The 24,384-nt window shown below is 28.8% G+C and carries 27 protein-coding genes and 2 pseudogenes; 16 read left to right on the top strand and 13 right to left on the bottom strand.

The features are described 5' to 3' along the window. Nucleotides 1-24: 24 nt before the first annotated feature. The gene (gene polA, locus EU92_RS07915) at nucleotides 25-3,270 is read right to left on the bottom strand and encodes a DNA polymerase I (RefSeq protein ID WP_080726891.1); all 3,246 of its coding nucleotides are present in this window, start codon (nucleotides 3,268-3,270) and stop codon (nucleotides 25-27) included. Further along, on the bottom strand, nucleotides 3,267-4,328 hold the full coding sequence (locus tag EU92_RS07920) for an efflux RND transporter periplasmic adaptor subunit (RefSeq protein WP_032512891.1): 1,062 nt from the start codon (nucleotides 4,326-4,328) through the stop codon (nucleotides 3,267-3,269). The genes polA and EU92_RS07920 overlap by 4 nt, the downstream gene beginning before the upstream one ends. A 143-nt stretch (nucleotides 4,329-4,471) precedes the next feature. Here EU92_RS07920 and ychF point away from each other — a divergent pair, with 143 nt between their 5' ends. Next, nucleotides 4,472-5,563 (top strand): redox-regulated ATPase YchF, encoded by a 1,092-nt coding sequence (gene ychF / locus EU92_RS07925; protein ID WP_032512890.1) that lies wholly within the window; start codon nucleotides 4,472-4,474, stop codon nucleotides 5,561-5,563. 165 nt (nucleotides 5,564-5,728) lie between these two features. On the opposite strand, the gene EU92_RS09770 is transcribed toward ychF, so the two are convergent. Continuing rightward, nucleotides 5,729-5,872, bottom strand: a complete 144-nt coding sequence (locus EU92_RS09770; RefSeq protein ID WP_011863263.1) for a hypothetical protein — start codon at nucleotides 5,870-5,872, stop codon at nucleotides 5,729-5,731. Between the two features lie 161 nt (nucleotides 5,873-6,033). Here EU92_RS09770 and EU92_RS07930 point away from each other — a divergent pair, with 161 nt between their 5' ends. Continuing rightward, nucleotides 6,034-6,318, top strand: a complete 285-nt coding sequence (locus EU92_RS07930; RefSeq protein ID WP_032512889.1) for a hypothetical protein — start codon at nucleotides 6,034-6,036, stop codon at nucleotides 6,316-6,318. A 952-nt stretch (nucleotides 6,319-7,270) separates the two neighbouring features. Here the strand turns inward: EU92_RS07930 and EU92_RS07945 are convergent. The 3 genes and pseudogenes from EU92_RS07945 to EU92_RS0108720 all read right to left on the bottom strand — a co-directional run. Further along, nucleotides 7,271-7,411 (bottom strand): annotated as a pseudogene (locus EU92_RS07945) (chlorophyll a/b-binding protein); the annotation flags it as partial. Between the two features lie 23 nt (nucleotides 7,412-7,434). After that, a complete protein-coding gene (locus tag EU92_RS07950; protein ID WP_032523504.1) occupies nucleotides 7,435-7,713 on the bottom strand; it encodes a chlorophyll a/b-binding protein in 279 nt (92 codons plus the stop codon). After that, the gene (locus tag EU92_RS0108720; RefSeq protein ID WP_032512947.1) at nucleotides 7,713-7,919 is read right to left on the bottom strand and encodes a high light inducible protein; all 207 of its coding nucleotides are present in this window, start codon (nucleotides 7,917-7,919) and stop codon (nucleotides 7,713-7,715) included. The genes EU92_RS07950 and EU92_RS0108720 overlap by 1 nt, the downstream gene beginning before the upstream one ends. Nucleotides 7,920-8,186: 267 nt before the next feature. On the opposite strand from EU92_RS0108720, the gene EU92_RS0108715 reads away from it, so the two are divergent. Continuing rightward, entirely contained in the window at nucleotides 8,187-8,369 is a 183-nt protein-coding gene (locus tag EU92_RS0108715) for a hypothetical protein (protein ID WP_032512946.1), read from the top strand. Between the two features lie 73 nt (nucleotides 8,370-8,442). Further along, entirely contained in the window at nucleotides 8,443-8,604 is a 162-nt protein-coding gene (locus tag EU92_RS09765; protein ID WP_193741713.1) for a hypothetical protein, read from the top strand. Nucleotides 8,605-8,651: 47 nt separating this feature from the next. On the opposite strand, the gene EU92_RS07955 is transcribed toward EU92_RS09765, so the two are convergent. Further along, nucleotides 8,652-10,355: a protein adenylyltransferase SelO family protein gene (locus EU92_RS07955; RefSeq protein ID WP_032512884.1), complete on the bottom strand. Its 1,704-nt coding sequence runs from the start codon at nucleotides 10,353-10,355 to the stop codon at nucleotides 8,652-8,654. Between the two features lie 390 nt (nucleotides 10,356-10,745). Beyond that, nucleotides 10,746-12,086: a sodium-dependent transporter gene (locus tag EU92_RS07960; RefSeq protein ID WP_032512883.1), complete on the bottom strand. Its 1,341-nt coding sequence runs from the start codon at nucleotides 12,084-12,086 to the stop codon at nucleotides 10,746-10,748. 153 nt (nucleotides 12,087-12,239) lie between these two features. Between EU92_RS07960 and EU92_RS0108710 the strand changes: the two are divergent. The 4 genes and pseudogenes from EU92_RS0108710 to EU92_RS07975 all read left to right on the top strand — a co-directional run bounded on the left by EU92_RS0108710 (nucleotide 12,240) and on the right by EU92_RS07975 (nucleotide 14,929). Continuing rightward, nucleotides 12,240-12,502: pseudogene (locus EU92_RS0108710) on the top strand (DUF3764 family protein). An 11-nt stretch (nucleotides 12,503-12,513) separates the two neighbouring features. Next, nucleotides 12,514-12,813 carry a hypothetical protein gene (locus EU92_RS07965; RefSeq protein ID WP_032523391.1) on the top strand — a complete coding sequence of 100 codons (300 nt, stop codon included), beginning with the start codon at nucleotides 12,514-12,516 and terminating at the stop codon, nucleotides 12,811-12,813. 78 nt (nucleotides 12,814-12,891) lie between these two features. Continuing rightward, on the top strand, nucleotides 12,892-13,248 hold the full coding sequence (locus tag EU92_RS07970; protein WP_032512880.1) for a hypothetical protein: 357 nt from the start codon (nucleotides 12,892-12,894) through the stop codon (nucleotides 13,246-13,248). Between the two features lie 376 nt (nucleotides 13,249-13,624). Beyond that, a complete protein-coding gene (locus EU92_RS07975; RefSeq protein ID WP_032512879.1) occupies nucleotides 13,625-14,929 on the top strand; it encodes an NRAMP family divalent metal transporter in 1,305 nt (434 codons plus the stop codon). A gap of 285 nt (nucleotides 14,930-15,214) precedes the next feature. On the opposite strand, the gene EU92_RS07980 is transcribed toward EU92_RS07975, so the two are convergent. After that, entirely contained in the window at nucleotides 15,215-15,412 is a 198-nt protein-coding gene (locus EU92_RS07980) for a hypothetical protein (protein WP_032512877.1), read from the bottom strand. Nucleotides 15,413-15,870: 458 nt separating this feature from the next. Further along, entirely contained in the window at nucleotides 15,871-16,239 is a 369-nt protein-coding gene (locus EU92_RS07985) for a hypothetical protein (protein WP_032512876.1), read from the bottom strand. A gap of 230 nt (nucleotides 16,240-16,469) precedes the next feature. Here EU92_RS07985 and psbF point away from each other — a divergent pair, with 230 nt between their 5' ends. The 7 genes from psbF (at nucleotide 16,470) to EU92_RS08015 (ending at nucleotide 20,821) form a co-directional block, all read left to right on the top strand. Next, nucleotides 16,470-16,766 carry a cytochrome b559 subunit beta, long form gene (gene psbF / locus EU92_RS09440; RefSeq protein WP_072013170.1) on the top strand — a complete coding sequence of 99 codons (297 nt, stop codon included), beginning with the start codon at nucleotides 16,470-16,472 and terminating at the stop codon, nucleotides 16,764-16,766. 808 nt (nucleotides 16,767-17,574) lie between these two features. Then, nucleotides 17,575-17,985 carry a hypothetical protein gene (locus tag EU92_RS07995; protein ID WP_032512874.1) on the top strand — a complete coding sequence of 137 codons (411 nt, stop codon included), beginning with the start codon at nucleotides 17,575-17,577 and terminating at the stop codon, nucleotides 17,983-17,985. Nucleotides 17,986-18,193: 208 nt separating this feature from the next. Then, the gene (locus tag EU92_RS08000) at nucleotides 18,194-18,469 is read left to right on the top strand and encodes a DUF3764 family protein (protein WP_032512872.1); all 276 of its coding nucleotides are present in this window, start codon (nucleotides 18,194-18,196) and stop codon (nucleotides 18,467-18,469) included. 229 nt (nucleotides 18,470-18,698) lie between these two features. After that, a complete protein-coding gene (locus EU92_RS08005) occupies nucleotides 18,699-18,914 on the top strand; it encodes a DUF2839 family protein (protein WP_032512870.1) in 216 nt (71 codons plus the stop codon). 691 nt (nucleotides 18,915-19,605) lie between these two features. Further along, nucleotides 19,606-19,881: a hypothetical protein gene (locus EU92_RS08010; RefSeq protein ID WP_032512869.1), complete on the top strand. Its 276-nt coding sequence runs from the start codon at nucleotides 19,606-19,608 to the stop codon at nucleotides 19,879-19,881. A 286-nt stretch (nucleotides 19,882-20,167) separates the two neighbouring features. Then, entirely contained in the window at nucleotides 20,168-20,338 is a 171-nt protein-coding gene (locus EU92_RS09760) for a hypothetical protein (protein ID WP_193741712.1), read from the top strand. Nucleotides 20,339-20,530: 192 nt separating this feature from the next. After that, nucleotides 20,531-20,821, top strand: a complete 291-nt coding sequence (locus EU92_RS08015) for a hypothetical protein (RefSeq protein ID WP_032512868.1) — start codon at nucleotides 20,531-20,533, stop codon at nucleotides 20,819-20,821. 630 nt (nucleotides 20,822-21,451) lie between these two features. Here EU92_RS08015 and EU92_RS08020 read toward each other — a convergent pair. From EU92_RS08020 to EU92_RS09755, 3 genes are all read right to left on the bottom strand, one after another. Beyond that, complete coding sequence (locus EU92_RS08020) at nucleotides 21,452-21,712, bottom strand: hypothetical protein (RefSeq protein ID WP_032512867.1); 261 nt, start codon at nucleotides 21,710-21,712, stop codon at nucleotides 21,452-21,454. Further along, nucleotides 21,713-21,850 (bottom strand): DUF3721 domain-containing protein, encoded by a 138-nt coding sequence (locus EU92_RS08025; protein ID WP_032512944.1) that lies wholly within the window; start codon nucleotides 21,848-21,850, stop codon nucleotides 21,713-21,715. Nucleotides 21,851-22,062: 212 nt separating this feature from the next. After that, a complete protein-coding gene (locus EU92_RS09755) occupies nucleotides 22,063-22,230 on the bottom strand; it encodes a hypothetical protein (protein ID WP_193741711.1) in 168 nt (55 codons plus the stop codon). 1,489 nt (nucleotides 22,231-23,719) lie between these two features. Between EU92_RS09755 and EU92_RS08030 the strand changes: the two genes are divergently transcribed. Further along, on the top strand, nucleotides 23,720-24,031 hold the full coding sequence (locus EU92_RS08030) for a DUF3303 domain-containing protein (protein ID WP_032512866.1): 312 nt from the start codon (nucleotides 23,720-23,722) through the stop codon (nucleotides 24,029-24,031). Nucleotides 24,032-24,384: the final 353 nt, after the last annotated feature.

Raw genomic sequence — 24,384 nt, 5'->3', positions numbered from 1 at the left:
TTTAAACTAAGTATTTCATAAGGGTTATTTTGTCTCCATCCAATTGTCTCCAATTCCAATATCAACTACAAGAGGCACACTCAATTTTACACAACCTTCCATTGTTTCCTTAATTAATTTAGTTATTTCTTCTAAAGAATTTGGTTCAGCCTCAAATAATAATTCATCATGTACTTGTAAAAGCATTTTTGCTGGGACGCTCATTTCTATAAATTTCCTATTAAGTTGAACCATGGCTACTTTAATAATGTCTGCACTTGAACCTTGAATAGGTGCATTTGCGGCAGCTAATAATGATAGGGCTTCCATTCCAGCTTTCCTAGCACTTTGTAAATCTATTTCATATGGATCTTTCCCTAATAATCTACCTAATCCATTTTTATCAAATTTGAATTCCCTTTTCCTTCCAAAAATAGTTTCTACATAGCCTTTGGAAAGGGAAAGACGCTGTTGAAGTTCTAAAAATGTAAAAACTTTTGCGTATCTTTTTTTATATTTTATTAGAAAATCTTTTGCTTCTTCCGTACTTACTCCTGTTGATCGAGCTAGTTTTCTAGGCCCCATTCCATAAATAATTCCAAAATTTATCGTTTTACCAACCCTCCTCTGGTCAGCTGATATTTCTTCTTTCTCAAAAATTAGTCTTGCAGTTAAAGAATGAATATCATCATTTTGTTGGAATGCATTAATTAGTATTTCTTCATTTGCTAAGTGAGCAAGTATTCTTAATTCTATTTGTGAATAATCAGCTGATATTAGTTTCCAGCCTTTTTCCGGTAAGAAGGCTTTCCTTATCCTCCTACTAAACTCAGTTCTGACTGGGATATTTTGAAGATTAGGATTGCTACTGCTTAGTCTTCCAGTAGAAGTAGCTGCCTGATTAAAGTTTGTATGAACTCTTCCCGTCTTTTCGTTAATAAGATTTGGAAGTGCATCAATATAAGTACTAAGTAATTTGCTAAGAGTTCTATGTTTTATTAAATGTTGGATTATTTCGTGTTCGTCGACTAATTTTTCAAGAACTACTGCATCTGTACTCCATCCGGTCTTTGTTTTTCTTGATTTCCTTTTGTCTAGAGATAACTTCTCAAATAAAATTTCACCAAGTTGTTTTGGTGAGGACAAATTAAAAATTTCTTCTGCCAGTTCATAAACTTTAGCTTCAATATTTTCTAATGTGCTTTTTAACTCTTTTGAAAGTTCCTCTAAATAAGAGACATCAATTATGATCCCATTCATCTCCATTTGTGACAATACCGGCTCTAAAGGAAGCTCGATTTCTTCGAACAATTTGATTAATTTATCTTTTTCTGTTGAAAATCTTTCTTTGAAAATTTTGACAATCTTAAAAGTTAGAAATACATCATAACCGCAGTAAATACTTGCTTCATCAATATCAACAAATGAAAAGTCTTTATTTTTTCCAACTGTTTCCTTAAATGAAGGGGGCTTAAATCCAAATAATCTAAAACTAATTTCACTTAACCCATGCTTCTCCTGATTATTTAGAAGGTAGTCTGCTATTAGGGTGTCAAAGGTTACCCCTTTAAGATCGAGTCCATGATTAAAAAATATTTGCCTATCAAATTTAGAATTCTGGAGTGCCTTTTCTTTTTTTGGATCTTCTATCCAAGTTCTTAGTTTTGAGAAAACATCTTCAATTGATAATTGATTGGGAGTCTCTTGTTTTGTTTGATGACCAAGAGGTATATAAAATAAATCATCAATTTCTTCTCCAAGACATAATCCTATCCCAATAAGTTCCGCATCGATTGGATTTAAACTATTAGTCTCTGTATCTAAAGAAACTATCCCATTCGTCTTGTCTAGTCTTTTAACTAATTTATCAAGTAATTTATGATCATTAATAATATTTACTTTGATTTTAGGGATTTTATTTTCACTATTTTCTAATTCAACTTTTTTTGAGATTTTTGATTCTTTTTCCTCTTCTTTATTCTGATCATTTTTTTGAAAACCACCTTCACTGAAGGTTGAATTGAATTTATCTATTTGTTTTACAAGAGAATTAAGTTCTAATTCCTTTAGTTTGGCTATCAAATTATCCGAATCTACTTCAGATAAAAAATAATTATCATTTTCTATTTGGAGGTTAGTTTTGATAGTGGCTAGTAATTGAGATTTATAAGCAGAATCTCTACCATTCTCCAATTTCTTTAAGACTGAACCTTTTATGAAACCATTATAATTAGTTTTTGTACCTAAATTTATTTCATCTAGGGTTTCAAATATACACTCCAAATCATTATTTTCACTTAATAAATTAATGGCTGTTTTTGGACCAATTCCTTTAACTCCTGGAATATTATCTGAACTATCTCCCATTAATGCTTTTAGATCAACTACTTTCTCAGGTACAACTCCTAATTTATCTAAAACACCATCTTCATTCATAAGAATTGGCTCAGAACTTTTTGCAAATGGACCACCACTTCCCATATATAAGACATAAATATCTTTTTTTGAATCAACCAATTGAAATAGATCTTTATCTCCTGAAAGAATTTTGATGTGCCAATTATCTTTTGATGCTTTTTGAGATATTGTTCCAAGAATATCATCAGCTTCAAAACCTGGAAGTTTAAATATAGGCAGGTTTAATTGACTTCTAAGAATATTTTCTAACCTCTTTATATCCTCTAAAAAAATACTTGGAGGTGCTCCCCTATTTGCTTTATATGATGGGTCAAGTTCCTGTCTGAATGTAAGTTCTTTAGTATCAAATGCTATACAAACACCTTGAGGAGAATGTTTTTTGCAATTCTCTAAAAGGCTTTTCAGGAATCCATAGGTAATATTTGTAGGGATCCCAGAGTCGGTGGTTAATCTATTAGCAGGAACAAGTTCAGCATAAAATTCAAAATTATTATTTTGTAAATCTAAACTTATATTTATTGCTTTTCTTAATTGCTTTTCATCATCTTTTGATAAAGATGGTGAAAACTTAAGGGTAAATTGAAAGAATTTATCTTTCTCGCTTGAATTTTCTGGATAGAAATAACTTATATCTTCATAGTTTAAATCTCTTGAGTATATTTTATTTATTTGAACATTAAATTTCTTTTCATCCGGATTCTCAATTATTAATTCTCCGGCAAGACCTTCCTTGATTTCACTTTTTAATTTTAAATTCGCTGTTACAAGAATTTCAAAACTTCTACTATATGCGTAATAACTTCTAAAAGCAAGTGAGTGGCCATCGACTAAAAGTAAAATTGGTTTTTTAGAGTTTTCAGATTTTAAACTCATTTTCTCTTCTTAGCCCAAGGTGGAATATCAATAAAGATTTGTTCTCCAGGTTCTAATCCATCAATTACTGAAGTTTTATTTCCACTACTAATACCAATTTCGATTTTTTCAAATTTGGGAGAATTGTTTTTATCAACTTTCAAAATTCCTTTTTCACCTTTTTCTGTGACAATAGAAACCGTTGGCACTAGGATTTTTTCTTCTTTACCTTCAACTCTAAATTCAAGATCAGCAGTCATTCCAATTTTTATTTCTTCAGAAATATCTTTAAAATTTAAAGTTACTTCGAATGAGGTTACATTATTATCCTTTACAGCTCTTGTAGCTATTTTTTTAACTATTGCACTATATTTTTTCGAGGGATAAGCCTCAATTCTTACTGAGGCTTCTTGGCCTATTCTTATTCTGCCAATGTCACTCTCAGGAACTTTGGCAACAATTTCTAGACCCTCTGATAGTTCAAAAATAAAGTTTTTAGTTTTAGAGTCTGAACTTAAATTTGTACTTGGGGTGACATAAGATCCTATCTCCGCATATTTTGCAGTTATCTTTCCTCCATAAGGAGCTTTAATTAAGTAGAAACTTTTTTCAGCTTTTGCATCATTAAGCTTCGCGCTACTAATGTTGTAGTTATTTTTATAACTTTCATAATCTTCTTTGCTTACTGCACCTTCTTGATATAAGTATTCCCTTCTTAAAAACTCAGATTTTTGTTTTTCTAAATTTAATTGAAGCTCTTCAATTTTATATATGAAGTCTTCATCATCAAGAGAAGCTAAAACCTGATCTTTTTTCACAAGATCTCCCTCCTCTACTTTGATTTCTTTTATTACGCCTTGCTTCCTAGGTCCAATATTGCTTGTTCTGATTGCTTTTACTTCACCACTAGTGTTAATTGAATCTGAGAGGATCCCTTTCTCAACTTGAACTACAAAATCAGAAATATCTTTTGACTTATTTTTTTTGAAGGAATTGGTTATAAAAATAAAAAATATAGTTAAAGAAATTAATATAATTCCACTTCTTAGATTTATATTTTTTTTTATTAAATCAAACATTTCTTTTTAAAATAGCAATAGAGAATATTTAGAAACTAAATAAATAATCAAAACGATTATAATTAACTTATCCAAGATTGGTTAAGTAAATACTATATTACTAGAAGATGTTTTCTTGATAATTTTTCCATAAATTTTTTCAAATGTTAAAAGCCGGTATTATTGGATTGCCAAATGTTGGAAAATCAACTTTATTTAATGCACTTGTAGAAAATGCTAAAGCACAAGCGGCTAATTTCCCCTTTTGTACTATAGAACCTAATAAAGGCATCGTTTCAGTCCCTGATCAAAGGTTGCAAGAGCTAGGAGATTTAAGTTCTAGTCAAAACATTATCCCAACAAAAATTGAATTTGTAGATATTGCAGGATTAGTAAAAGGAGCCAGTAAAGGCGAAGGCTTAGGGAATAAATTTTTATCAAATATTAGGGAGGTTGATGCAATAGTTCATGTTGTAAGGTGCTTTGAAGATAGTGATGTGATTCATGTTTCCGGAAAGGTAGATCCTTTAGATGACATTGAGATAATTAATCTAGAATTGAATTTAGCTGACTTATCCCAACTCCAAAAAAGAAGAGAAAGAATTAAAAAACAGGTTAGAACTAGTAAAGAGGCAGCAAAAGAAGATACCTTACTAGAAAAAATTGAAGAAGGGCTACAGAAAGGACTTTCAGTTAGATCAATATCTCTTAGCGAAGAAGAAAATTTAATAATTAAGCAATTAGGCTTCCTTACTGCAAAACCAATTATTTATGCAACAAATTTGAATGAAAATGATTTAGCTGAAGGTAATGAATTCTCATCAAAAGTGCAGAGTTTTGCAAGCAGTGAAAATACAGAATGTATAAAAATATCAGCACAAGTTGAATCTGAATTAATAGAGTTAGAACCAGAAGATAAAAAAGACTACCTTATGGGTTTAGGAGTAGAAGAAGGGGGATTAAGTTCTTTAATTAGATCAACATATAAATTATTGGGATTAAAAACTTATTTCACTACTGGAGAAAAGGAGACAAAAGCATGGACCATAAAAAATGGGATGACTGCGCCACAAGCAGCAGGAGTAATTCATACTGATTTTGAAAAAGGATTTATAAGAGCTCAAACCATTTCATATCAAAATTTAATTAATTCAGGTTCAATTGCCAATGCAAAAACTAAAGGTCTTTTAAGAAGTGAAGGTAAGGAATATGTTGTTAAAGAAGGTGATGTAATGGAGTTCTTATTTAATGTTTAATTAGTCTTTTAAGGCTTAATATTTTGCTTTTTGAATTTAAATTCAAAAAATGTAATTAATAAAATTAAGATACATCCTAAGCAACTTCCTATTTACCCAAAAACAATGGTTGTAAAGCCATCATCATAGCCATATTGTAATTACGTTAAGTGAGAGGTATTTGCATTATTTTTCAACAGAATTTTCAATATCTTCCAGTAAATGTTTAGTTGATCTACTAAAACCGTTAGTTTTTAAATAGTTTTGAGCCTCTCTAAATTTTTCAGCTACTCTTTTTGCATAAGGAGTATTCATAGAATTTTGAGTCATGTTGAAAATGCGACTCACTTTATAATCTGATTTAAGTAAACCCTTGATAAGTATTCAAAAATACAAGAATATAAAAATAGGATTTTTTACTTACTAAAAAATTTATTGTGAAAGGTTCTTGATTCTCCAAAATAAAGTTTTTCAAACTAGAAAAATTGACTATGACAAATATATTATTAATTCTTTTATTTGTACTTTTATTTTTATTATTTTTTTATTCAAAACTAAACAAAAGGTTAGCCAAAAAAACAAAAATTAGTCCAACTTATGTACCTTTCTTAAAAGAACAAGAATTTAATCCTGATATAAGTACTGATAACTGGGATTTACACAAACTTAGATTAGATAAATTTAAAAGATCACAATATAAGGGATTAACTTTTTTTGTAAGTTCAGAAAATAGAATTTACTATCTTTCTGAAGAAGGGGATAAAGTTTATTGCTAACAGGAGCAATTAATTTTATAAATAGTAATAGCCGATAGAAATTAATAATATTAATGAAGTATTTATTTTTATTATCAGAAAAGTTCTATAGGTTTATCGAATGGGAGTGGAATACCTTAAAAAATCTAAGAAGAACAAAAAGAAAGAATTTTTTTCTAAGAGGATCATTTGCTTTATTTAGTTTATTCTCTATTCTTTTTTTTATATTTTCGCCTCCTATTGCTTTTGGAATGTTATTTGGAGAGGGATTAAAATTTAGTATTTTTTTTATTTGGATATGGATTTTAAATTTGAAGTTTTTTTGAAAATGTATAGATAATTTCCCAAGATTATTTTAAATTAAGAATATAAAAAATTCGCCTTATGCCAAAAATATTCAAACAAAATAAGTTCGCTTTGTTGGGAGCAAATATATTAATAATTTTACTCTGGGTAACAATATCTTCTTTTATGATAAATTTATTTCAAAGTGAAAATGCCCCATTTTATATATATAAAATTTCTTTTTTAATCAGATTACTCCCCCCTATTTGGGTCACATGGTTCCTATGGATAAAAAGAGGTGGTTTAAAAAGATAAACAAAAAAACATTTTTATGTAGTTATTAAAAAATAAATCAGTTAAAACCTTTTAGCTTACTTAAAATTTTCATGTAAGAATTAGGTAATTTAGAGATTGTTTTTAGCTAATAAAAAAGTGCTTGTCAGTATCCCTATTGACAAACACTCATGACGACCAATTTTTAAAATTTAAATAGGCAATCTATTATCGATTTCCACCACTCCAGTATCCATAAGACGACCAATTTTAATAACTAAAGCCATCTCTAATCTTGAAAATTCAGATTGATGGTTAGTTATCCAATCAAGTTCAGAAGTAGTTATTACGCCTAAAGTATTTACTTTAAGAAACTAAAGTATTTACTTTAAGAAAAAGTAAGCCTAAATTCATTTTAAAAAATTCCTGGGATAATCCAGCCGAAAAAGCCATAGTTTACAACCAATGCAAATAAGCCCATCATTGCCATTCTTCCATTAGTTCTCTCGGCGTTTTGCCAATAAGTTGTTTTTGAATTTTCCATTTTTTCTGAGTTATAGGTTTATTAAATAGTAAGTTTTAAACGAAACCAGGAATTATTTGACCTGTTGTTAGATATGCTCCAACAGCAGCAATTAATCCAAGCATTGCGAATCTGCCGTTAAGAGTTTCAGCAACAACTTTTTCTTTCTCGATTGTTTTGACTTTTGTGTTTGTGTTTGTGTTTGTGTTTGTGTTTTTCATTTGATTAGGAGATGAATAGTTTAAATTTTCGTTTTGGAATTGCTTGGTTAGATAAGCAACGAGGATGGCTGTAAAGAATACAATTACGGCTAAGAAACCTGAAAGTGGACTCATTAAAAAATGCCAGGAATAACTTGTCCAGTTGAGATGTAAGCACCTAATAATGCAACAAGACCGATCATTGCCCAACGACCATTAACTTTTTCAGCATTTTGTGGGTAGCTGTCGTATGAAACAGACTTATCTATGTAAGGACGTGTCTCAGTAGGAAACATATTCTGTCTGCCACCTGATTCAGTAGTAACGCTTGAATTAACCATTGGAATTATGTAATTGTTAACTAATGTAACACTATTATTAACAATTGTAAAGTAATAGGTAGAAATAAAGTTATTTTCAAGATATATATTACATTTTTGTACCAAATACGTTACATCATAGGTTAAATAGCTGCTTTTCTATGCGTTTTCTTAAAAGGATTCCTTATCCATAATTGTGAGCTGATTCTGTTAATCCATTTAAGGTTAAGTACTTATTTACTAATGATTATTTTGTTTTTTAATAAAAAAGACAATTTCTTTAAGCTTATGAATTACAGGGAAGATTTAGAAATTAAACTGCAAAAAGTAACACTTGCTATTCAGGAAGTTATAGAAGATATCTATAAAACTGATCAGGAGAAACAAAGAATAATTTTCAAACTTATTGAATTTAAAGAAGCAATCATTTCAAAGGGTATTGAACTTAATATTGAATTAGAGGCAGCCTAGAAATATTGAGTATCTGATGAATGCTTAATAACTTTTAGAATAATGTTATTGACATAGAAGGTTTATTTATCAAATGCAGCCTGGTACTTTTGAATTATTGATTCTAATATTTATCTTTTTAGGTCTTCAAGCTTGGTGGATTATCCCAATAATAAATAAAAATAATAAATTTAATAAGAGAGGTAAGGATCTAAGAGAGGAAATTAAGCAATTAGAAAAGTTATATAAAAAATAAATAAGATTTCTCTAAGGTTTTCAATCTGTACTTTGAGGATTCAATCTTTATGAAGAACAGCTGTAATGAGATACTCCTCCATAGTTAAAATATTGGCTTGGCCTTAGACGATTATATTTTTGATCTATTTCTAAGGGTTGTTCTATATATGGATTGCTAAAAACTTCCTGTAACTCTTTTATTTTTGTGTAATTTCCTTTCTCGGCATCTTCATATGCAGGGACGATCATCCATTCTCGCCATGTATAAACTGGGTTAAGAGATTTCATTGAAGCTGACTTTGCTTTAAAATCTACCTCATTCTTCAAGATTGATTGCCAGTTTTTAAGCCAGACTTCCCATTTAATCTTGAGCTCATCATTAATTGGTAAATAGAAACTGTCTTTTAAAGAATCTAAGTTATTAGGTATGTCAGAGAGTTTACGGAACAATATTGTATAGTCTGCTTTTGAAATGACCATAAGATTAAAAAATTCATTAATAAGAGTTCCGTTGTATTGCTCTAAACCAAGTTTTTTTGCCCACATTTTCTTCAACTCTTTGTTCATCAATTCTGAAAAATCCTTTTCGACTTGATCTAACTTTTCTTGATCTTGTTTGCTTTCTGAAAGTAAGGGGCTAAGAGAAGAACAGAATGTTTTAAAGTTTATTGCTGCAGCAGAAGGTTGGTTAAAAAATGAGAAATGTTCACCTCCTCCTGTCCATGGTTGAAATCTTGGATCAAATAATTCACAGAATCCAAAGGGTCCATAGTCTAAGGTGTAACCTCCAGCGGCACAATTATCACTATTAAAGTTGCCTTGGCAATAACCAACTCGCATCCAGTTAGCCATGAGAGATATAAGTCTCGATCTATATAAAGAAGCCAGTTTTATTACCTTACTTTCAAGTGAAATCTCATATTCAATTTCATCTTTATAGTTTCTATCAATAAGATGTTGAACAATCATCTTTAGTTCATTAAGGGCCTCATCATGAGCATTATTGCGAACTCGTCTTGCAAAAAGTTCAATCTGGCCAACACGTAAAAAAGATGGTGCAACCCTAGTAGTAATTGCCGTTTGATTATCAATCATGATGTCAGGTTCAAAATACTTGGACCCTTTGGAATACCATGGCCTTCTAACTCTTTCTGAACGTGAGACATAAAGTGTTAAAGATCTTGAAGTTGGGATTCCCAAAGCATCCATTAATTCCTGTGCAAGAAATTCTCGAACACTAGATCGCAAGACAGCCCTACCATCTGCCCCTCTACAGTAGGGAGTTGGGCCTCCACCTTTTAGTTGCATCTCCATTCTTTTCATATTGAATAAACCTTCAAAAACAGAAATTGCTCTGCCATCTCCATAACCATTACCAGTTCCAAATGGACATTGTTGGGTATATTCAGTCCCGTAAATTGATAATGCATAACCTGTTGCCCAACCAACAGGACTCATTGGATAATCAGCAACAGAAATATCGCCTGAGAAAAAACGACAAAATTTTTGGTCTCTAGTAAGATCTGAGCTTAGTCCTAGTTCTTTAAAAAGTTTCTTGCTATGGGAGATATATTCTGGTTCTGGAATAGCAGTTGGTAGAACTGGTACGTAATGACCTGAATATACTGAACGCGGCTTATGATCATTTCCATCTTTTGTTGATTGAGGATCTGCTTTAAGAGAATTCATAAAAGAATAGTCAGATAGTTGAGAAAATTCAGAAAAATTTTCTGTAAGCTTTACTTTTAATGAATCAGATTTGGTTGACATCAAATTTGTTATCTATTCTTGATTGCGTTGTAATTTCTATAAATTAAACACTTAAAGGTATTTTATATAGATTCTATTAGGGATGGTTTTTGCAGATACTTTTGAGATTAAATAGAAGTTAAAATTTAATATTTATTTAAAAAAAAGGTATCGCAGTAAAACATTTTTTAAGAAAAAGTTTTTAGGCTTTATAAATAAAAAAAACTTTACCATTACATCAATTTTTCAACCAAAAACCATTGTAAATACTTACTTTATCCATTAATATTTATTTTAAGATGCTTAAAAATAATTTAAAAATCAACCATTTAATTTCTTGATCTACTCATACACCACCCCCTTATTTCCGAAGTATATTGTAAGTAAAAGTTTAAATACTTTGCATGTTTTTTAACTTACCCAGCCTTTTAATAAATCAAAGATACTAATAAGTAAACCAAAAGCAATGAGAGGTGGGCATATCCATTTAGTCATAAATTTTAAATATAGAAATGTTTTAATTCCAACTTTTGAAACGTCAATTTCTGAGTCTAATTTCTTTGGTACAACCCAGCCCATAAAGAAAGTAACTAAGAATCCACCAAAGATAAGTAATACATTACATACTGAATCAAAAGTCCCAAGAATGTCCGTATCTAAGGCTGATGGAATTCCTAATATAAAAACAAAAATAGTTATGAGCCAAACTGATTTGTTTCTATCAAATCCTAATTTGTCCATCAAAGAGGAAACAGGGACTTCTAATAATGAAACTGAAGAGGTAATCGCTGCGATATAAACTAATCCAAAAAATGCAATACCCACAATTCTGCCTAGTATTCCTGCCGCACCTAGCCCAGTAGGGATTGATATGAATAATGCTCCAATTGGTGATGCTGATATTGAATCGCTTAAACCAAAAGTTAGAAATATTGGGAAAGTAATAAGTCCAGCCATTAATCCTACTAGAGTATCTAAAGAAGCAACTCCAAAACTAAGTTTAGGTAAATTACTCTTTTTACTTAAGTAGGAACCATAAGCTACCATTATTCCGATACCCAAACTTAATGAGAAGAAGGCTTGGCTAAAGGCATTTCGTATTGTTTGAGGGTTTTTTAATTGATCAAAATCAAACTTAAATAAAAATGTTTTATAACCTTCCCATGCTCCGGGAAGAGAGGCTGCCCAAATAGTAAGTACAAATAGAATTATGAAAAGTATAGGCATAAAGTTTTTAGTTATTTTTTCTATACCTCTTTTTACTCCTGATGAAACTATTAAAGCTGTTAAAACAAGACTTAACGAATGTCCTAAAAGAACACTGCTACCGGAACTTAAAGAACCAAAAAATTTTTCTGCTTCACTGAGATCCTTTGGTAATCCAAAAAATAAAGAATGAAAAAAAGTATCAGCCGCCCAACCCATTATCACAGAGTAATAAGAAAGAATTCCTATAGGAGCTATGAAGAAAAGAATTCCTAATGGATACCAATTTTTCCCAGCTAACTTTACTGGTGCAAGTAATGAACTTACCATCGAATTCTTTCCTAAAGCTAACTCAGCAACTAATACCGGAAGGCATACAATTAAAACGATCAATATATATAAAAGTACAAAAGCTGCTCCTCCACCTTGAGAGGATCTGTAGGCAAAACCCCAAAGGTTACCAAGACCTACTGCGCTACCAGCAGCTGCAAGAATGAATCCCAGCTTACTAGACCATTGTTCTCTTTGAGAAATTTTTGAGTCCAAAATTAAAATCGATTTTTATAGTTGATTTATAACTCATAAACAAAAATTAGTTAATACTTTGCTTAATAAAAACTAATTTTTCTTAAATTATTTAAAAAAAAAAGATCTAGAATCTAAAAATACCTTATTATACCTATGGCTATATAAACGACTATTCTAGATTTTCAATTGAGTAATACTTTGAATAATATGAATCATATATGAATGCTAAGGAACAGCAGACGATGTTTAAAGAAATGGGAGTTAAAACATTTTATATTGGTAAATCATTAGATGATCCTCAAAGACCGACTGTAATTTTTTAAGGACCAGAAAATGTTCTATACGATATTTTTATGAATCCTAAAACAAAACCTATAGCTGATGCTTCAGGAAAGATTTTTGATGAAACAAAAATAACTCGCTGGAGATCATAAAAAAACTTTTTATGAATTATCAACTTTTAATTGAATCATATTCATTTGGGACATCCCTTTCTGAGCAAGAAATAGAACTCTTAAGCTTGGAACTTGAAACTCAAATCATGAATATTAATATATCATCAGAATTTGGCTGTTTTAAATCCGCTCCCTCCCATATTTGTGAAGGGCTTAATTTAAAAAAAGATACTTTTTGGATTATGTGTCTTGCTGAAATATTAGATTTACATAGGCCTCCTAAATCAGGTAAAACAAAAAGTGTAGAGGTTTTCGATTTGCTTCTTGAAAAAGGACTTGTTATTGGTTAATTATTAAGTTATTTGAGTATTAAAATAATGAGTTGTTTTTGATTTGTGCTGATAGGATTAATTAAAGGTTAGAAAAAAATGGAAGATTTTGATGAATTGATATTGGAAAATCTTATAAAGCTTACTAGATCAAGTGAAAAGAAATTTAAGCAAGGTAATTTCAAAGGAGCTATAGATGACAAAATGAAGGCCAATGCAATATTAAAATCTAAATCTTGTGATGAAAAAACTATTGAGAAATATAAAGAGGAATTATCTAGATTATATTCCTCAAAATTCGATCTTATATTCGATCATAAGCTGAAAATTGATGAAATAAAGATAAATGAAATAGTAAAAATGTTAGAAGATAAAAGTAAGGAAAAGTTAAGAAATCTTGATTATAAAGGAGCAATAAAAGCCTTAAGGAGGGCAGAAAAATATTTATCAAATTAAGAAAAAACCAAATCACAATGAATTTTAAAGGTTTTAAGAAGTTTTGCTTATTGTGTTTTTTTTAACTCCATTTAAATTTGGATTAACTGAGTAATAATTTATGCAAAAACATGAAAATCAGAAACTTAGAAAGTTTGATAATAAAAAACTAGATATTCTTGAAAGGTTTTTAAGAATCTTATGGAAAAAAGAGGTTGATTATAAAATAAATATTTAATAAAAGAATATTTTCAAGATATCTTATGAAGGTGCAAATAGGATTACTAATTATACTTTTTATTTCATATTCAATATCTGATATTGCAGTAAAAAAAAGAGTATTAAAAAATAAATTTAGAAGGGCTAAAAAAGTACATTAAATGATTCAACTAAAAACATGAATTTAACAAAAGGAATACAAAAAAGTTTAGGTCCAGGTATTTTGCTGGCTGGGGCGGCTATTGGTGGCTCACATTTGTTGTCATCAACTACCGCTGGTGCGAGGTTTGGATTCTCATTAGTAGGCCTAATCCTTCTTACTAATCTTTTAAAATATCCTTTCTTATTGGTTGGGACTAGATTTACAGCATCTACTGGCAAATCTTTATTAGAAGGTTTCAAAGAGAGGAATTCTAATTATCTTCCTTTATTTCTAATAGTTAGTCTAATTACAGGTACTTTTACTATAGCTGCTGTAAGTTTTATTTCTGGTGTTCTTTTAACAAATATCCCGATCTTCTCTGCTTTCCCAGCGATGGATTTGTCTATAGGAATCCTGGGCGTTTCTGGAATGATTTTAATTCTTGGAAAATATAAAGCTCTCGATAGAATCTCAAAATTTTTAGTAGCTCTACTAACTTTTTTAACATTATTTGCAGTTTTATCGCTTTTATTAAAAGGTTCAATAAATGAGTCTCTAAATATTAGTTTTTTTGAGCCAGAAATAAGCCCATGGAAGTTAACAAATTTAGCTTTTTTGATCCCTTTAATGGGATGGATGCCTTGCCCAGTAGAGTTATGCGTTTGGCCTTCCTTATGGATGTTTTCTCGAGCAAAAGATTCAAACTATACACCAAGTATCAGTGAGGCAGAATTTGATTTTAATCTTGGCTATTTAATAACAGTGGTTACAGCGGTTTTCTTCCTTACTCTTGGGGCTATAACTATGTATGGCACTGGCGATGGATTGCTTTCTGGGAGCGGAGTATCTTTTGCTCAAAAGTTAATACTCCTTTACACTAAATCCATTGGCGATTGGTCCAAATGGATAATTATACCTGCAGCATTTGCCGCAATGTTTAGTACCACAATTACTTGTTTAGATGCATATCCAAGAAGTATTTCTGCTATTCAAGGTTTATTAAGTGGTACTGATATTGGTCACTTGAATTCTAGAACTGAGCGAATTAGATTTCAGAGGTGGATGATTGTGCATATTCTTGCTTCCTTTATAGCCTTGATAATTGCAAGGTCTGGAGGTATAGGTGTAAAAGATTTTGTATTTGCTGCAATGACTGGAAGTTTCCTTACCGCCCCTTTATTTGCATGGATGGCAATGGATACTATCAATAGCAATCTAGTCCCAATTCAAAATAGATATGGATTGTTTCTTAAAACAATTTGTTGGATAGGGTTGTTTTTCCTCACTTTATTTAGTTTATTGTTTATTGCAAATTCATTCTTTGGCGTTGGAAATGTTTAATTGTCAATAATTAAGATACTTTCATCAGGAAGCTTTTATTTATACTCATTAAATTTATTAATTTGAAAACAAAAAATAATTAAAGGGTTGATTTTTCTTCAGAATTAGTTTCTTTAGAGATATATAATTTTGTAATTAATTATGGTTATGCCTCAATCTACTCTGGAAAGCTTATTATTTTTTATGATCCTATCGCTTGTGGCAACATACATTGTGAAATTAAAATATTCATCAAATTTAAAACCACAAAAGTAGCATTAGCTTATTTTTATAAATTAGATTAATTTACTTACTTTGATCACTCCAAGTATCATGATATAACCAACTCAAAAAAGTAAGAGTTAGTATATTTCCAAGTGCGTAAGTAATTCCTAATAATGGGTTATAAAGGTTGGCAATAATTGTTGACATAATAAAAATTATTATCCCTGATACAACTAAATCCTGAATAGGTATTTGACTTAAATTAATTGAACTTATCATTTGATAATTTATAGATAAAGGAATACTAAAATTATAAAGTCACACAACTATCTTTTATTTTTCTTTGATTTCTTAATAAAAAAAAGCAAAGTTATAAACATTAATATATTGATTAATATGCTTGATCTAATAGTTGCAATGAAATATGAAAAATTAAATTAACATTTTATACATGAGGTTGGTTTATTTATATCAATTAAAGATACAAATGTAGGATATAGTTTTAAAAATTGATTTTAATTAATTGGAAGACTTTAGTTATTACGAATATCTGAATTCAATTTCATTTCATCCACCAGTGATGATAATAACGACATTAATCTTTTTTTATATAAGAAGAAAAATCTTATTAAAGGGTGAGAAACATTAGCAATCTATTTAATAATAGTATTGTTTATTGAGTCAAAAACAAAATAAACAAAACAAATTAAAAAAATAATTACATATATTGATTCCATTTAACTTACAGTAGTAAATGAGCTACTTAGTCCATAAGTAAGATAAATAAAACTTGCAAATGTAACTCCAATCATTACTGTTGTATAGAGTTTATTTAGTTTGAAATTATTATTTGTGGATGAAAAATCAGCCACAACTAAATTTTTCATTGAATATTTGTCTCTGCTTTTGAAATTGCTGTTGCTAACCAAACTACCTAAAATCGGTGCTGTTGAAGCATTTGTTTCTTCATTGATAATAGAATTTAAACCTTTATCTTCATTAAAGAATTTTGGAAACATATAAGTATGCCACAACGCTATTACTGCTACCCAAAAAACCACGCTTACACCTGCTATACCAAAGAGTAAAAATCTAAAATTATCCATTAAAATTTTGCTCAATTATTTATTTTTTAAATCTACATCAACCAAAATATCCAAATATCTAAATTTTAAAAAATATACTTTAAATAAGTAAATTAGTCATGATTGATTGTGATTAATGATTAGAAATAATGTTATTTAAGTAGTTTTGTTTAAATATAAGTTAATGATTTAATAAATAATTAATTTAAAACAGGCAAAATAATTAGAAAATTAATTATTACTTTATAGAAATGGATTTCAGAGTTGTACTAGTTATTACCCCAATAGTATTTGCATGGATTTTCACAGTATTTTGGTTAGGCAAATGGGATGTATTTAGATTAACTCCACTAGGATTGCCCAAGAAGGGAGTAGCTCCTTTCAAAAACTATCAAGTATGGGAAGATTCTGCAATAGTTCCTGATACTGGTAGACCAGCAGAAGGTTACCCAGTATTTACTGTAAGAACTGCAGCTGTAAATGCTTTAGGAATTCCCACTGTTTTCTTTTTAGGAGCTATTTTAGCGATGCAATTTAAAGCTTACTAGTAAGGGCTGTGATGGATATAAGATACTTAATTGTTGGCTCCCCTTTCATTATTGCCTTTTTCTATACATTATTTTGGTTGAGAAAATGGGGTGCTTTTAATTCAAATAATGATAATTTGTCAAAAAAAATGACTCCTAAAAATGAATCATTAGAAAATAATTTTATTTTAGAAAATATCTTTTTACCAAAACATTAATCTAAATTTATCTATTCTTAATTAATACATTGTCATGATCCCAATAGAACAGTATTTATTTTTTGCAGTTTCTCTTTATGCTTTTTTTCATCTTTCAATTAGCTTAGTTAGCTCATTAATCAGCTTTTCCTAAATAATTTAATTACATAAAATATCAAACACTTATTTGTATAAAATTAATCTTTCTAAATTTATAAAATCATTATATATATATAGAAGTAGATGTTAGGGAAATCTACTAGCCGCTAGCTTTGATAAGTACGGTTTGTAATGAGAACCTCCCTTTAACCTCATTTTCTTTTTCGCAATCTTAGAAAATGAGGTTTAAATATTTTTAAAGAAGTTCAAATATTAAATCAGAATTCTGTATTAAAATTTATTCACTATTGTGTATATTATTTACTTTAAAAAAAATAGTTTTTTATTTATAAATAATATGTAGATGTTTGGCGAATCTGCAACGGTTTACAATCCGTCTTTATGAACCTAGCCAAAGAAAATATTCTTAACTACGTTTTAGTTATTTTTGTAGTTAAGAATATTTTTATTAATTATTTAACTTTTAGATAAATTATTATATTAGAATTTAATAAATTACATCGGCAAACTTAATGATTAATAAATCTAATAATAATTCCTTAGAAAATATCTATAAAGATTTAGAGTCTGGAATGCCAGATAATAAATCTATAAAAGAATATTCCCTTCCTAATGCGAGGCAATGGTTAGGAGGAAGATTTGTTGCTATATGGGTTTTACCAATTTACTTTATTCGAAAGATTGCGAAGTTTTATAATGCATCCGCATTTGTTAAGCCATATTCTCCTTCTGAAAATGGTCCATCCTATAAGCAACCAGAAACTCTATTTACTGCTTTACAAAACGTTTTCAAGGGTGAAGATCATTTGAGATTTTTTGATCATAGATTTATTGGTATTTGGGTTTTACCAATTGCCTTAACTGGAATACTTTTTGAAATACTATTAATAGCTCCTACGAATAATACTTCACCTTTTAATTAGATATTATTTACTGATAACTAATTTGTTTCTATTAATATAGTATTTAATTGGTAAATAATATAGCTTTTACAGGATTACAATTAATTAACTTATTTAAAAATTTTGGCTTCATATTTTTTCAAATACCTTGTTTTTAAAAATTAGTTGGTTTTAATAATTGAGATTTTTAATATAAATTGTAGAATTAATAATAATTTACTTGTATTTTATGTCTAGAATCATAACCACTGTAATTTCTTTTAGAATTGAAAGTACATTTGAAGAATGGGTAAAAATTTTTGATAGCCAAGAAGCACAAAGAAGACATTCCGAATTTGATATTAAGCCCCTTTTTAGAGGTCTCTGTATGGATGATCCCAAAAAAGTGATATGTATACACCAGGCTCCGGAAGGAAATATTCAAAAGTTTGTCCAAGCAAATAGTGAGTGGATCAAAAGTCACAAAGTTGATTTTTCAACTATGGAAGAATCTTCTTGGATATGAATAGGTTAAGAATTATTTGGATATTAATAGCTTTTTTCTCATTTTCGTATTTGAGTATTAATTTTTTACTAAATTATAATTCTTTAGAAAATATTGAAAAAAGATGTATGAACAAATTTGAAAAAGATTTTAAAAATCCTTTAGGAATATCTCTTGAAGAATGGGATCTGATTTTAGATCTAGCTGATAATAATTATTTAAAATGTATTGGTATGCCTCAGTATTAATTATGGGAGAAGCAAAAAGAAGAAAAAATCTAGGAATTCCACCGAGAGAAAAAACTAAAGATATAAAGGTGCCTCAACTCGATAAGAAAGCCATACAACAAAAAGTTAGGTCTACATTATATAAATATCCAATTATTCCTTTTCTTTTTTATGGAGCTGCAATACTGATCCTAATAGGAGGATTAATTTATGTTTTTAAATCCTTTAAGATTGCTTAGTAATAACATTTTGTTAATTTAATAAGAATTTCTCGATGGATTTAAATTTTTTACGCTTATTTGGAATTATCAATTTAAAGAGAATCAAGTGCTCGAATAAATATACAGAAATATACAAATATGAGAATTATTTACGATTGACACCCTCTGAACTTGTTGTAATTTTGGTTTAATATAAAACTTTTATGAAAAAAATAAATAAAAAATATGCTGAAATAATGCGTCAAGCTGATCAAGCCGTTGGAAGAAAAGAAGTAGTTAGTTTATTAAAAAAAGCTGCGATTATCAGGACAAAATTAGAGGAAAACTTAGCTGCATAAATTAAGAAACTATTTTATAAGAATAAATAAAAAAACATAAAGAAGGATAGTGGAAGTAGTTGCCATAAAGAGAAAAGGTAATATCATTCCGGAGTTCAACCATCTCAAAAATCTGATTTTTTTGTTGATTACTCTTGGCATTACTTTAATTATCTCTTATTTGAAAATTAACAAGTTAATAAAAGGTGTAAATGATTTGTTCATCTTTATTTATTATCGTTCTCTAGCAATTTTTAATATTAAGTTTTTGCCATGAAAAAGATTATAATTAACCCTTTTTTTTTTTTTTTTTTTAGAAATTTTTAGGTAATTAATACCTTGTATTCACAAAAATTTTCTATCAAGATTTAGAAACATAAGCTTTCTTAAGAATGATTGAAAACTTCAAAGAGAACTCTAAAAATGAAAGAGATTATAATTCTGAATTGTTACTTAATATTCTAAATGCCGCTTCCATTGAAAAAAAAAATAATGATGCTAAAGAACTATTTGTAGATGAAAATTGGAGAATTAATTCAAACAATATGAATAATATAATTCCTTCAGATAATTCTAATTTGAAAAGAATATTATCAGAAATTTTTCCAGATAAACAAATATTGGTAAAAGATAATAATGATGGTTCCCAGACAATCTTCTTATCCTAATCTACTTGATATAGAAAAAAATCTATTAAAAAATTGATTCTTAAAATTTTTCTGAAACTCATAATTTTTGAATTTAAGTTTAGGATAATTTTTAAATTAAAAACTTAAAATAAAAGAGATTAATTTTTACATTCATTACTATTTTGGGCTTATAAAAAATTAGTAAAAATTACTCTCGCATAAATTCTTTGGAGATGTTATTCTTTATAGACGTTCATCCAATTTTATATATCTGGACGCATGACATGGGAATAGGGAACGGGATTCTCATTAACTGCATAATACCATGAATAACCTCTTACAAATAAGAGAAAAAATTAACAGAGCCAATAGGCTTTATGAAGCACAGCTTTTGGCAACTAAAAATGGAAGAGTTACTCCATATAGAAGATCAGTCTTTGAAGAAAGAATCTGGCAAGCACAAAAAGAAATGAAATTCAAAGATTCTAAAAACTAAATTCTTATTTTATGACTGATCAAAAAGAGAGGGTTTCTACCCTCTCTTTTTTAAGATATCTTTTTTTAAGAAATCTGAATAAGTCATTACTCCTGAAGCCTAATTATTAAAAGAACCTAAGATTGATTTTTTTACTATTGCCTTCAATATATAAATGGCAAATTTAATTAAGGAGTTAAGAGCTAAATAAACATGTTTCAAGTTAAATCTAAACAATTTAAAGACTCACCCAACAAATCAAAGTTAGATCAATTCTTATGGTTTGTAGAAAATTATTTGCCTCAGAAGAAAGAAAGAGGTGTTCAAAAAAAATTGTATATCAATTCTTTAGAAGCAAAAACTCTCAAACTATTCTCAAAAATAGCTTCTCGATGTTTTAAAACATTATTTCCAAGCACAAGAAATACGACAATATCTTTTACCTTTGGGAATTGGGCTTTACCTTACCTGAAGTTGCTTAAGAAAATAGGAATAGCTAAGTAAGAAAATTGTATAAGAGCAAAAATATTATTCAAACCTAATAAAAATTTGATAAAGATTTGGAATCCTTTCTAAGTTTCTTGCGAAATTTAAAGAAGAATATTTACTTTACATAATAAATACAATTGCTAGGTTTAATGTAAGTGATCTATTTATTATGTTTGTAAATTATCTACCTAATGAAGTGGTGGAAGTTTTAGGTTTAACGATGATTTTTTCATTTTTAGTTGGAACCATACTGATTTTGTTGTTTACATCAGATCAGGCAAATACAAAGAATCTATATTTGAAGAAGGCTAAATAAATTGTAAATAATCTCTTTTTTATGAGGTTTTTTTAACTAATATTGACTCGCAATAGTAGAAATTAATTTTTTATATTTGATTATTAATGGATTTAAAGATTATGGTCGGGGCTAAAAGAAGTAAAGAGTTGGATTCGCCATCTAGAAAAAAGAAGATGAACTAAATAAATATGAACATTATTTTTAATAGCTTCCAATTACTAAATCAAGAATAAAAAATAGCCTTATATGGGGGTAGCCACTATGGCACTTGGAGTTATTATTTTCTTAGTAAGCGGTGGAGCAAATAATATTAAATAAATAAATTCTTAAAATATTTTAAACCTAACTTAATAGTTTCTTTTTAAAAGTTTAATGCCAAATATTAGTGAAATTATAGATGCAATACCAAGAAATATTGAATAAAAAGGCTGCAAATTTATCATCCCAAAATTCCCTGTGTGCCATTTGATCAACCAAAAAGCATCTATTCCTAAGGGTTGAAGAAAACTATAGATAGTCCCAGATACAATAGTAACTAGTAGAGGGATTGCAGATATTGAAGCTACTTTTCTATGTATTTCCCTGTCTCTTGATTTCAATTTTTTCATTTATTTTCTTAAGTACTTATGCAATTCTTTCTCGTTTTCGCATGGGAGCCATTTATCTTGATTCTTATGTGTACCTTCGCAACCAAGTTCTAAGGATCTTTTTGCAGCGTCTTGTTCATAAGAAAATATGCCTCTCATATGGGCATGTAAAAAAAAATTGAAATTTAAATTTAAGAAAAAGAAAAAAATAAAAAATTTTAATTTTCTAAGAATAATATGCATCTCTTCAACTTAAATATTTGTATTGAGGAAAAATTTTGATCTCATTTATATTCTTTATTTCGTATAAATTTCTCTTAAATATACATCTTTTAGCTCGACATTGTAGCTATTCTCTTTTACAAATTTATCTAAATCCTTTTGCTCTCTTTTTTTGAAGCAGCTTTGGATATGTTGTTTTTCATATCTTCAATTTTATTAATTAAATCATTTAACCATTCTGTATTATCTTCTGATCTTTTCTGAAAATATGAGATTTTTGGTTGATTGATTTCTAGTGTCTCATAATCTCCACTCATAAATCCCCCAAACTTATATTTTGCCTAAAATATCTGGAGAAATTATCCTTATCAATAGGTCCTAATACTTATTTATAATAAGTCATTGTTAATAAGTTCCCTTTTTTAATAATATAAAAATCAAGGTTTTTTACTCCCAAATAATATGGCTACTAATAAAGAATTAGAAAAAAGAATTGATACTTTAGAAAAAGAAGTACAACACTTAAAAGCTATCCTGCAATATCAAATGAGAAATAGGAAAAAGTAGCCATACCTATTTTGAAGAGTTAAATTGTTGTGCGGTTGGTTTGTTATTGCTTGCAGGCTTTGAATATTTAACATTCAATCTGAAAATTAAGAAATGGGCAAATATATACTTTTTTTAGGCAATTAATTTTGATCATTGATTTATAATCCAAATCTGCTTCTATATATATAAAAGTAATTAAAATGATTAACTCTATAATATTTCCATTATTAGTATTAGGCTTTTTATTTGCTTACAAAAGATTCAAAAGAAAGAAAAGGAAATTTCATGCACCACCAACAAATCAGCTTCCTAGTTAAAGATTAAATTTCATCTTCTTTCTCTCCAAAAGGATTGTATCTAATATCCCAAATAAGCACTACTGCTATCGAAAAAAGCAATAGACCAAAAACAACTTGAGTAGGTGGAAGTATCATTAACGAAATATAACAATTATCGATCAGCTTTGCTTATAAAAACATTAAAAGGTAATCAATATTTTTTGGTTCTAAATGTCTTACATAACATGCTGTTGTGCAATCAACTCCCTAACTACTGATATTAAAGTTATGAATTCGAAAAAACTTTGCAAAGCCTCTGAATCTTTAATATTCGAATAAATGTCTTTTCTCATAAATATTCCTCCACTCTGAAGCTTATCGAGCAGTTATTTTTTAATAAGGTCAAATTTTAGGTAAAGTGCCTATTCAATATTTTATTACTATTGAATCTATAAGTTTCCCCATCCATCCTCCAATAATTTTTTAATATCCTTTCTCGATTCTTCAATGATTAAACCCTAGAGCGTTTTATTAATGGATTAATTGATCGCTTATAAACATAACTATAAGAAATCCAAATTGCATTAATGATAGAAGAGGGCTTTGAACTGTTTTCAAAAGTTTAAAATACTTTAATCCTCGATCTTTCCTGATTGATTAAAGTGAATTTTTCCATAAAAAAAAGGGCGTTAGCTTCGCCCTAATTAAAAAAAAGCGGGATAATCCCCATCACCCAGCCTTTTGTAAAATCCTAGCACTACATATGGTGTTTGTAAGTAATAAAAATCACCTATTGATGGGGTTGTTTGTTTTTATTTAATTTGTCATGATAGAAATCCCCATCACCTAGGCTCGTAAGAGTCTTTTTTTTTGCTTATTTTCGCTATTTACTCTTAATTACTTTTTTGATTAGTATTTAAAGATTTTTTATTTAATTTTTTAATTTGATAATTAATATTTAAAAAAATAAAATTTTATTATGCAATCATACCTCTTACACTGGCAATTTCCAGATCAAGAAAGTCATATGCAAGGGGCTGAAGCTTTCGCGGGTTTTGTGGAAGCAGGATGTGAAGGTGATGAATTTGATGGGTTTAAAGTTGTTAATCGAGTTGTAAATCCTGAAGGAGCTAATGGTTGGGCAATAATTGAATCTTCAAACCATCAGAACATTTGGAAATGGTGTAATATCTGGGTCGATAATTTTGGCGTAGAAATTGAAGTGACTCCAGTTTTAACAGATCAAGAATTTCTCTCCGTCCATAAACAAATTGCAGCAGCCTCGAATTAGTAATTAATCTGTCATATGATTGACAGTCGATCTAACTTAGAGGGATAAAACCCTCTTTTTTTTTTTTTTTGAAAAATTCTTTTCTTAAGAAATTGAAAGTCAATATAATTTGATAAGAAAGCTTATAGCTGAACTTGAAAAGTATAAAGAAGCCATTGATGCAATTAAGAAAGATTTGCTTTTATTATTAAAGAACTTAAAAAAAATTTCTATAAGAAAAATTACCTTATGAATGAAAAACTATCTTGATAAACAAATTTAGTTGATTTATTGTTTTTTGCTAAAGATAAATTTAGGCCAAAGATTATTGCGTTCGCTCAAGGCTTACAACAAGATATAAAATGACTTTATAT

This window comes from Prochlorococcus marinus str. MIT 9107 (genome assembly GCF_000759855.1).
In the GTDB taxonomy this organism is placed as follows: Bacteria; Cyanobacteriota; Cyanobacteriia; order PCC-6307; family Cyanobiaceae; genus Prochlorococcus_A; species Prochlorococcus_A marinus_N.
Note: the sequence above shows the minus strand (reverse complement) of the source record. Positions and strands in the feature narration are given on the sequence as shown.